This window comes from Agromyces sp. P1_H4 (assembly GCF_056405255.1).
In genome coordinates, this window is the sequence record NZ_JBFUCL010000569.1 from 1 (window position 1) to 1,060 (window position 1,060).

At 74.5% G+C, this 1,060-nt stretch carries 2 protein-coding genes; one reads left to right on the top strand and one right to left on the bottom strand.

Features of this window, described 5'->3' with window-relative positions; genetic code table 11:
- Positions 1 to 268 (bottom strand): HAD family hydrolase (locus AC1DY2_RS20030; RefSeq protein ID WP_476764010.1); only part of this gene is annotated, 268 nt, incomplete at its 3' end.
- A 23-nt stretch (positions 269 to 291) separates the two neighbouring features.
- On the opposite strand from AC1DY2_RS20030, the gene AC1DY2_RS20035 reads away from it, so the two are divergent.
- On the top strand, positions 292 to 1,060 hold a 769-nt coding region (locus AC1DY2_RS20035), incomplete at its 3' end, for an ADP-dependent NAD(P)H-hydrate dehydratase (RefSeq protein WP_476764011.1).

A 1,060-nucleotide genomic window follows, 5' to 3' on the forward strand; every position in this document is an offset into this window, starting at 1 on the left:
CCCAGAGCTCGTGCACGTCGAGGTCGTTCCAGTCGGCACCGACCTCGGCCGCGACCGCCGACCAGTACTCGGCGATCGACGCCGTGCCCTGGTCGAGCGCCTCACGATGCGCCCAGTATGCGGGCCAGAACCGGTCGGCGTCGACGCCGGCACGGGCGACGAGCGCGGCGCGGTCGGCGTCGCTCGGCGGACGGGAGATGACCTCGCCGTAGTCGAACACGACGACACGGGGCGCGAGGCTGATCGGGGCGGGGACTGTCGGCGGCATCCACCCCAACCTATCGTTGGTGGATGACCACCGGGTGGCAGGAGTGGACGGCCGAAGACGCGGCCGGATGGATCGCGGCGCCGGCGCCCGACGACGACAAGTACTCGCGCGGTGTGCTGGGCGTCGTCACCGGGTCACCCGAGTTCCCGGGAGCCGCGGTGCTCGGGGTGGAGGCGGCCCACCGCGCGGGCGTCGGGATGGTTCGCTACATCGGACACCGGGTGCCCGCCCGCGCCGTCCTCGACCGCAGGCCCGAGACCGTCACCGCCCCGGGCCGCGTGCAGGCCTGGCTCATCGGTTCGGGGATCGACCAGAACCGCCGCTCGTTCGTGCTGCTCGGCGATCTCACGCACGCGCTCGCCGCGCACGTGCCCGTCGTGGTCGACGCCGGCGCGCTCGACCTCGTCGGCACCCACACCGCACCCACCGTGGTCACCCCGCATGCCGGCGAGCTCGCACGCCTCCTCACGTCCCGCGAGATTCCCGCGAGCGTCGAGGAGGTGCGGTCGGCGCCCGGGGAATGGGCGGAGCGCGCGGCCGAGGAGCTCCGCGTCGCCGTGCTCCTCAAGGGCGCCGTGACGCACGTGTGCGATCCCGACGGCGGCCGGTACACCGTCACCGCGCCCACGCACTGGCTCGCGACGGCCGGCAGCGGCGACGTGCTCGGCGGCATCCTCGGGGCGCTCGTCGCGACCCACCACGAGCAGATCGCGACGGATGCCACGGTGCTGACCTCGCTCGCCGCCACCGCGTCGTGGGTGCACGGCGAGGCGGCACGGCGCGCGTCCGCTG